Annotated in this window: 7 protein-coding genes; all 7 read left to right on the top strand. The window is 53.2% G+C overall.

Features of this window, described 5'->3' with window-relative positions; genetic code table 11:
- Positions 1–286 precede the first annotated feature (286 nt).
- The 7 genes from PFRI_RS01885 to PFRI_RS01855 are packed head-to-tail and all read left to right on the top strand — an operon-like array spanning position 287 to position 7,622.
- Complete coding sequence (locus PFRI_RS01885; RefSeq protein ID WP_072629072.1) at positions 287–1,264, top strand: LacI family DNA-binding transcriptional regulator; 978 nt, start codon at positions 287–289, stop codon at positions 1,262–1,264.
- The gene (locus tag PFRI_RS01880; protein ID WP_072629071.1) at positions 1,261–2,280 is read left to right on the top strand and encodes an ABC transporter substrate-binding protein; all 1,020 of its coding nucleotides are present in this window, start codon (positions 1,261–1,263) and stop codon (positions 2,278–2,280) included. The genes PFRI_RS01885 and PFRI_RS01880 overlap by 4 nt, the downstream gene beginning before the upstream one ends.
- A 60-nt stretch (positions 2,281–2,340) precedes the next feature.
- Complete coding sequence (locus PFRI_RS01875; RefSeq protein WP_072629070.1) at positions 2,341–3,162, top strand: ABC transporter permease; 822 nt, start codon at positions 2,341–2,343, stop codon at positions 3,160–3,162.
- A gap of 4 nt (positions 3,163–3,166) precedes the next feature.
- On the top strand, positions 3,167–3,943 hold the full coding sequence (locus tag PFRI_RS01870; protein WP_072629069.1) for an ABC transporter permease: 777 nt from the start codon (positions 3,167–3,169) through the stop codon (positions 3,941–3,943).
- Entirely contained in the window at positions 3,936–4,949 is a 1,014-nt protein-coding gene (locus PFRI_RS01865) for an ABC transporter ATP-binding protein (RefSeq protein ID WP_072629068.1), read from the top strand. The genes PFRI_RS01870 and PFRI_RS01865 overlap by 8 nt, the downstream gene beginning before the upstream one ends.
- Positions 4,946–5,854, top strand: a complete 909-nt coding sequence (locus PFRI_RS01860) for a nucleoside hydrolase (protein ID WP_072629067.1) — start codon at positions 4,946–4,948, stop codon at positions 5,852–5,854. The genes PFRI_RS01865 and PFRI_RS01860 overlap by 4 nt, the downstream gene beginning before the upstream one ends.
- A complete protein-coding gene (locus PFRI_RS01855; RefSeq protein WP_084649559.1) occupies positions 5,844–7,622 on the top strand; it encodes an adenine deaminase in 1,779 nt (592 codons plus the stop codon). The genes PFRI_RS01860 and PFRI_RS01855 overlap by 11 nt, the downstream gene beginning before the upstream one ends.
- Positions 7,623–8,067: the final 445 nt, after the last annotated feature.

Here is an 8,067-nt window from a genome sequence, read left to right as displayed (position 1 = left end):
GTCAGCGATCGCCCTCGCTGCAACCGTCATATTCTGGTTATGAGTCCTGAACCTAGTCATGTTTCCCAACGCGGGCCACCGTCGCACCAAGAGGAGAAATCACGCTCAGGCCCGCATCGAAAAACCTTAAACGAAGCAGCCGTTGAGTGAAATCAAACCAATGGCGGCTTACGAAGTTTTGCACAGCGGCTGAAAACAATGAAGGCCCCCTCGATTAATCGTTTAAGCAATCTTATTGACACACACCACCAAGATTGCTTAAACGTTTTACCAACAAGGGAAGCGAATGGCTAATATTAAGAAAATTGCGACTGATATGGGCGTGTCTGTGGCGACTGTTTCGAACGCTTTGACGGGTAAGGGTCGTGTTTCATCCCAGATGGTCGATCGAATCCGGCAGCGCGCAAACGACCTAGGGTATCGTCCCAGCCTTGCGGGCCGTGCGTTGCGCAGTGGCCAGTCTGGAATCCTTGGTTTGGTGATGCCTGATTTAACCAACCCACTCTTTCCGCGCATCGCGCAGAACCTGTCTATGATGGCGGATGATCGGCAGCTCGGTATTTTGATTGCGGACTCTCGCGGCAACCCAGATGAACAAACACAAGCCATTGAACGTCTGCTTGATAGAGGCGTGGATGGTCTATTGATCGTTCCCCAGAAAGGCACAGCGCCGGGGCAGCAACGTGTTCCAACAGTCATCATCAATACGGCTTCTGATCCCGACAATACCGTCAGCGCAGATCACGCTGGCGGCGGAAAACTGATTGCTGAACATATAGCCGCTTTAGGACATAGTGATGTTATCATCCTTGGTGGAGATCGTGTTTCAGAGGTACAGCGAGATCGCGTAAATGGGATGCACGCAGGCTTGAACCGCTCTCATAAGGTCACTGAACTTTGGGACAAGGATGGTATGGATCAACTCGTTTGCGCAATCAAAGACGGCGCGACGGCGATCATGACAACGTCTGATCTATTGGCACTGCGTGTCCATTCGCATTTATCACAGCATGGAATTTTCGTGCCGCAGGATATCAGCTTGACGGGCTTTGATGATCTGCCCTTTGCAACGGCCATGCATCCCCAACTCACAACGGTCGCGCAGGATGTTGAAAAAATTGCTCACCTCGCGATCGACCGACTAATTCGCACAATACAAAACGATGATCCGCCTGTTGAAACCACAACTGTCGCAATGCGCCTTGTGATGCGTGCTTCGACATTAATTAAAAACGAAACGGCCAACTTGGAGACGACACAATGAAAAACCTAATCTCACTTTCAGCGATGTGCTGCGCACTTGCGACCAGCGCCTTTGCACAAGAAAAGACACTGACGATTTCGACATATTCCTTCGCACAAGACGCGTATAAAGCCGCGCTTTATGATCCCTTTGAAGCAATCTGTGACTGCAATCTGGTCATTGAGACCGGCAATAGCGTTGAGCGCATGTCCAAGATCGAAGCCAACGCAGCTGACCCCGTGATCGACATGGCGGTAATTTCTTCGCAAGACGCATTGGCGTTGTCGCGCAAGGATTTGCTATCCCCGCTCGATCTGGCTCAGCTGTCCAACCACAGCAAGCTCTACCCAGCAGCGCAGGATCCAATCGGCGGTAACATGGCAGTTGGTTACACGTTCTACGCAAGCTCAATCGTGTATCGCACCGACCTTGTTGAAATTAACAGCTGGGCAGACTTGCTAGACGATAAGCTGGCTGGCAACGTCTCGCTTCCAAACATCACTGGTACGCAAGGACCGTTGACTTTGATGATGCTCAACAAAGCGGCTGGCAATGAAGGCACTGATTTCACCAGTGTGATTTCTGACATTGGCACGCATGCGGATGACATCGTAACATTCTATTCACGTTCGTCCGAGCTTGCGCAGTTGATGAACCAAGAAGAAGTCATCGCAGCGCCCGTTGGTCGCTTTGCTTGGAGCCGTTTCAAAAGTTCGCCGCTTCCATTTGCTTGGGCAGAGCCTAAGGAAGGTCAAGCAGGCGGCATGAACGTGATGATCATGACAAAAGGCAACGGCAATGAAGAGCTGGCGCACATGTTCATGAATTACTGGTTGTCCACCGAAGTGCAGACACGCGTTGCAGAGGCGTTGATTGACAGCCCTGCGAACTCTGAAGTTGTTGTAAGCGATGAGGTTGCTGACAATTTGACGTATGGTGCGGATCTGATCAATTCACTCAGCATCCTGTCGCCTGCGGGTATCATTGATAACCGCGAAGCATGGGTTGAGCAGTGGAATACTGAAGTCATCCGCTAAAGCGTTTGGGGCGGTTTTTGATCGCCCCACACCATCTCCCTTTAAAGAACGGAACGAGCGATGTTCTCCAGTACCCGCGAAGGCCTTGCACTGGCATTGCCCGCTGCAATATTTGCACTGCTTCTCTTTATTCTACCCGTTGGCATTCTGCTCTCAGAGGCGTTTCAGTCTGATGACGGTTGGACGCTCAAAGGATACATCGACTTTTTCTCAAAGCCGCTCAATCAAAAGGTGTTCTTGCGCACCTTGAAACTGGGTGTACTGGTCGCAGGTACGGCGGCCATCATCGGATATGCTGCCGCATTCAGTATCACCAACTTGTCGCCCAAAGCGCGCGGACGGGTTTTTGGACTGGTCATTCTACCGCTGATGATTTCGCCCGTTGCACGGACATATGCGTGGATCGTCATTCTGGGCCGCACCGGTATCGTCAACGATACCATTGTTGGGCTTGGCCTGTCAGACACCCCTATTCGGTTGCTATTCACCGAAACCGCAGTCTTCCTTGGGTTGCTGCAACTGTTCATGCCCTTGATGATCATTTCGCTGCTCTCGGCGATGGAAAATATCCCCCGTGACGTCATTCCTGCCGCGCGCGTTTTGGGCGCGAATTGGTTTCAAGTGTTCTTTAAAGTAATCCTACCTCTCACCAAAGAAGGCCTCGTCGTTGGCGGAACGCTTGTATTTACGGGCGCGCTGACCGCCTACATCACCCCCGCAATCTTAGGCGGCTCGAAGGTATTGATGTTGGAAACTCTGCTCTACCAACGGGTTAACGTCGCTAACGACTTCGTCTCGGCCAGCGTCATCGCAATGATCTTAATCGTTATGTCCTTTACAGCAAACCTGCTGCTAAAGCGCATCGCCACGGCGCGGAAGTAATCCCATGAAAGACCTCACCTCATGGGCCATTATCTCCATCACGCTGACGTTTCTTATTGGCCCCTTCATTATCATTATTTTCGCAGGCGCGTCTGCTGGCGAAGCCTTGGCCTTCCCGCCTGATGGATTGTCCCTGAAATGGTATCTCAAAGTCTTCACGATCGAGAGTTTCCGCCAAAGTTTCATCCTTTCAATGGGTCTTGCAATCTTCGGAACCCTGGCCGCATTGCTACTCGGCGTCCCAGCCGCCTATGCGCTGAACCGCTACGATTTACCCGGGGCGGAAACGATCCGCACAATCGTAGCGTCGCCTATCATTGTCCCCGGCATTATCGTTGGTCTAGCGTTGCTTCGCTACCTAGTCATCCCGACGGGCTTCACTGTGACCTTGGCGCTGTTTCTCGCGCACACAGCGCTTGTGTTGCCTTATGCGGTGCGCGTTGTGTCCTCCAGCCTGAACAACCTGCGCTCTGACATGGAAGAAGCTGCTGTTTTGCTTGGCTGCACACGGCTGCAAGCTTTTACCAAAGTCGTACTTCCCAACATCCAAGGTGGCGTGCTCGCGGCGTTCATTCTGGGTTTCGTGACCAGCTTTAACCAAGTTCCAGTCTCATTGTTCTTGTCAGGTCCGGGGGTCAAAACCCTGCCCATCGACATGCTCGCCTATATGGAAATCACCTATGATCCATCGGTTGCGGCATTGTCTGCTTTGCTCGCCTTTATGTCCCTCGCCATCGTTTTTGTCGCCGAACGTCTTTTAGGGTTTTCTCGCTATGTCTGATAAATATGTAAGCCTCTCCAACCTGACCTTGTCGTATGGCAAAACGGTTGCAGTCCCGAACCTGAATCTAGACGTAGTTGAGGGCGAACTGATTGCGCTGCTTGGCCCATCTGGCTGCGGCAAAACCACGACAATGCGCGCGATTGCGGGGCTGTTGCAGCCAACCTCCGGCAGCATCGCCATTGACGGACGAGACGTCACACGGGTTGCCGCAAACAAACGCGGCATTGGCTTGGTTTTTCAATCCTACGCGTTGTTTCCACATCTATCAGCATTTGAAAACGTAGCGTTCGGATTGCGCCTACAAAAGATGTCAGACGCAGAGGTTCGCAAAAGAACTGACGCAGGCATTGCCACAGTCGGGCTAACTGGATTTGAGAAACGTAAACCTGCGGAAATGTCGGGTGGCCAGCAACAACGTCTCGCCTTGGCGCGCTCTCTGGTGATGGAGCCGAAAGTGCTGCTTTTGGATGAACCCCTGTCGAACCTGGACGCACGCCTGCGTCTTGAAATGCGCACCGAACTACAGCGCGTGCAAAAAGCAACAGGCGTCACGATGGTGTTCGTGACGCATGATCAATCCGAGGCCTTGGCCCTCGCCGATCGCATTGTGTTGATGAAAGACGGAAAAATCGAACAACTCGGAACGCCGCATGAGTTATATGCAAAACCCGCCACAGCATTCGCTGCAGAGTTCATGGGTTTTGAGAATATTTTCCGAGTTGAAGGTGGCAATCTTGTTTCAGACAGTGGGCAGCTCCCTTTGGGCTTTAACGCTGTTTCTCCTATGCTCGCGTGGCGTCCTAGCGGCGTTCAGGTTGGTCGAGGGCCATTCTCAGGCACAGTCTCGGCCAGCAGTTTTGCAGGCGGGCATCGTGAATACGTGATCGATACGCCATTGGGGGAGATCAAAGCGGATGCATCGATTGAAACGCCAGAAGTTCCAATTGGTGACACCATAGCCTTTGATCTTCCCGAAGCCGCCGCACGGCCCCTTTCCGTATGAATGAAATTTGGGTCGATACTGATTTTGGCTTTGACGATCTTTGGGCACTTCTTGTGTTGCGCCATTTGGGCAAGCGCGTCGCAGGTATTACGCTGGTCGCGGGGAACGCCCACCTTGATCAAGTGGTCTCTAACGCACTTGGCGCGCGTCATGCTTACGGATTTGATGCACCAATTTACGTTGGTGCAGACCGCCCGCTGGTGCGTGACTCTGAAACGGCGGAAAGCATTTTAGGCGAACGCGGAATGCAAAGCCGTGGTCAATACTTGCCTGATGGCGGCACCTTGGATGAAGCATTGAATGCCCACACTGCGCTACAAAATTGGCTACGCTCTGCACAGCCTAATGATCGTCGGGACGTTCTAGCAATTGGGCCACTCACAAACATCGCACGCTTTATCCAAGACGCCCCTGAGCTGGCCAAGAAAATTACCCGCCTCATTTGGATGGGGGGCAGCAACGGTGCAGGAAACCACTCGCCGCTGGCAGAATACAACGCTTTGGCTGATCCTGAGGCTGCGGCAATCGTTGCGCAGTCTGGCATAGCGATGGATGCGGTTGATTTGATGTTGTGCCGAACCGTTGCCTTTGGCGCAGATCACATGCCCGATTGCGATAGTCTGACCTTTGATCTGCTGGGCGGATACTTAGATATCGCGTTGACGAGAGGACGTTCCAATATGTCGATCTACGACCCGCTGGCGGCCCTCGTCGCGTCTATGCCAGATGCTTTTGAGTACAGGACCTGTGACATGGCAGTTTCAACAATTCCCGATATGACCTACGGGAATACGACCTTTACTGAGAATACCAATGGATCAACCCGCCTTGTTGTAGGAACCACTTTGGACGCTGCCCAAATTTGTTTGAACGCGCTTTCGAGGGATAATGCCAATGTCAACTGATCTTAATCTGAATGACCCCGCATTGCGCGCCAATGCTGTGAAAGCCGCGCGCGGTTTGCGTGCCTTTGATAAGCTCGTGCGCAATGCGCTTATGCTGGACATGGTCACAGGGCGCGAACGGGCGGTCGATATCGGACTTGTTGGCCCGCTGATTGCCAGTGTTCACACGCCTGATCCCGCGCGCGAAGCGTTTGCAGAACTGGACGCCGCCGGTGCCTTTGTCGTGCCCGGCTTTATCGATACACACATGCACGTCGAAAGTTCGATGGTGACGCCAGCCGAATACGCCCGCGCTGTCGTGCCGCGCGGTGTCACAACGGCGCTTTGGGACCCGCACGAGCTAGCAAATGTCGCAGGCCTGATAGGCGTGGATTATGCATGTGACGCAGCCACGGGATTGCCCTTGCGTCTGTTGCCGCTTGCACCAACCTGCGTTCCATCCGCCCCCAATTTTGAAGTGAGCGGTGGCGATTTTGGCCCCACCGAGATCACCACACTGCTGGCCCGCTCCGATATCCACGGCGCGGCGGAATTGATGACAATGCATCAGCTTCTGGATGGGGATGCGCGGGTGCAAGGGATCGTAGCCGCAGGTTTGGCCAGTGGCAAACGGGTCTGTGGGCACGGTCGTGGCTTAGGGGGCGGCGATTTGATGGCCTATGCTGCCGCAGGTGTAGAAACCGATCATGAATTGACGTCAGCCGCCGATCTGATGGCCAGACTTGAGGCTGGCATGACCGTTGAACTTCGCGGTTCCCACGCGCATCTCATTCCCGAATTCGCCGAAGCGTTGATTGATCTGGGGCACATGCCGCAAACCTTAACGCTTTGCACCGATGACGTTTTCCCCGATGATCTGCAAAATAAAGGTGGTTTAAACCATGTAATCGCCATGTTGATCGCAAATAACATCCCACCCGCTTGGGCCTACCGCGCAGCAACATTGAACGCCGCCAGCCGTATTCGCAGACCTGATCTTGGCCTCGTCGCGCCTGGGAAAATGGCCGATCTTGTTATCTTGTCCAACCTTCGCGACGTGACCGCGTCACATGTGTTTGTGGGTGGCAAGTTGGTGGCAAAAACGGATGGTTTAATCACCAAAATCAAGAGCACGCCAGTTGCACCTGCGGTTTTGAACACCGTGCAGACCAAACGGTTCGAAGCATCTTGTTTCGAAGTGCCCGCCAAAGGCCCTGTTGTTCGCATCGCCACCTTGTCCAAACCAAGGTTCCCCGAATGGGGCAGTCGTGATGTCGATGCAATGAACGGATACCTTTTACTTCCCGATAATATGATCCGCATGGCCGTGTGCAATCGCTACGGCAACAACACACCAACGCGCGTCGCCTTCATGGAAAACTGGGGCACATGGAAGGGCGCCTTTGCTACGACCGTGTCCCACGACAGCCACAACTTAACCGTTTTTGGGCGCGACGCGGACGATATGGCATTGGCGGCAAACACTTTGCGCGACATGCAGGGCGGGTTGGCCGTGGTGGCGGATGGTAAAGTGATGGCGAATCTGATGCTTCCGGTTGCGGGCCTTATCAGTGAAAAACCGCTAGCGGACGTCGCCAAGGAGTTCGCCAACCTACGCGCCGCACTCGACGCCCTCGTGGATTGGCAACCGCCATACCTTGTCTTCAAAGCACTGTTCGGCGCGTCGTTGGTTTGCAATGCTGGGCCACGACTAAGCGATGTTGGTCTTGTCGATGTGTTCGCAGGCAAAATCCTTGAGAGCTGTGTCCTACAAGATGGGATGAACTAAGCCTCGTAATTGAGGAACAAACTCAAGGTACACCTCAATGATGTTTTGACTAAAGAAGAGTGTATTGCAGCCATTCAAACCCCGTGCAGCATTCGGTACTATGGGCTCGGAGCTGCCTTCCGCACCGCAGCACAAACTCCTGATCCGTGACTGTTTGAATGTCGGCTTGCGCCGTTGATTCACTGGCAACTCGCAATCGCAGCGAACTTCCGCTTCCCGCCGATTGTGTTGAAAAACTCGTTGGTTTCAGCCTTTCGAAGTGGGTTATCGCATTGATTTTACTTGGACGTCTGTATGTCGACCACGATTGAAGTGGTCCTGCTTTTCTGTACAGGTTTACGGCTTAGCTAAGATGCATCTGGTTTATGATCATGCCGCTTTTCGTATCTCTTCGGCTCAACTGAAACCGCGAAACAGGAGTGGCGTTTAGAGGCCGACCAGGTTG

The organism is Planktotalea frisia, assembly GCF_001890925.1.
Classification (GTDB): domain Bacteria; phylum Pseudomonadota; class Alphaproteobacteria; order Rhodobacterales; family Rhodobacteraceae; genus Planktotalea; species Planktotalea frisia.
This window is presented reverse-complemented; position numbering and strand designations above follow the sequence as displayed.

What these genes read in the sequence shown, in the direction of transcription:
- PFRI_RS01885 (WP_072629072.1), top strand. Translation starts at nt 287, where the DNA reads ATGGCTAATATTAAGAAAATTGCGACTGATATGGGCGTGTCTGTGGCG.
- PFRI_RS01880 (WP_072629071.1), top strand. Translation starts at nt 1,261, where the DNA reads ATGAAAAACCTAATCTCACTTTCAGCGATGTGCTGCGCACTTGCGACC.
- PFRI_RS01875 (WP_072629070.1), top strand. Translation starts at nt 2,341, where the DNA reads ATGTTCTCCAGTACCCGCGAAGGCCTTGCACTGGCATTGCCCGCTGCA.
- PFRI_RS01870 (WP_072629069.1), top strand. Translation starts at nt 3,167, where the DNA reads ATGAAAGACCTCACCTCATGGGCCATTATCTCCATCACGCTGACGTTT.
- PFRI_RS01865 (WP_072629068.1), top strand. Translation starts at nt 3,936, where the DNA reads ATGTCTGATAAATATGTAAGCCTCTCCAACCTGACCTTGTCGTATGGC.
- PFRI_RS01860 (WP_072629067.1), top strand. Translation starts at nt 4,946, where the DNA reads ATGAATGAAATTTGGGTCGATACTGATTTTGGCTTTGACGATCTTTGG.
- PFRI_RS01855 (WP_084649559.1), top strand. Translation starts at nt 5,844, where the DNA reads ATGTCAACTGATCTTAATCTGAATGACCCCGCATTGCGCGCCAATGCT.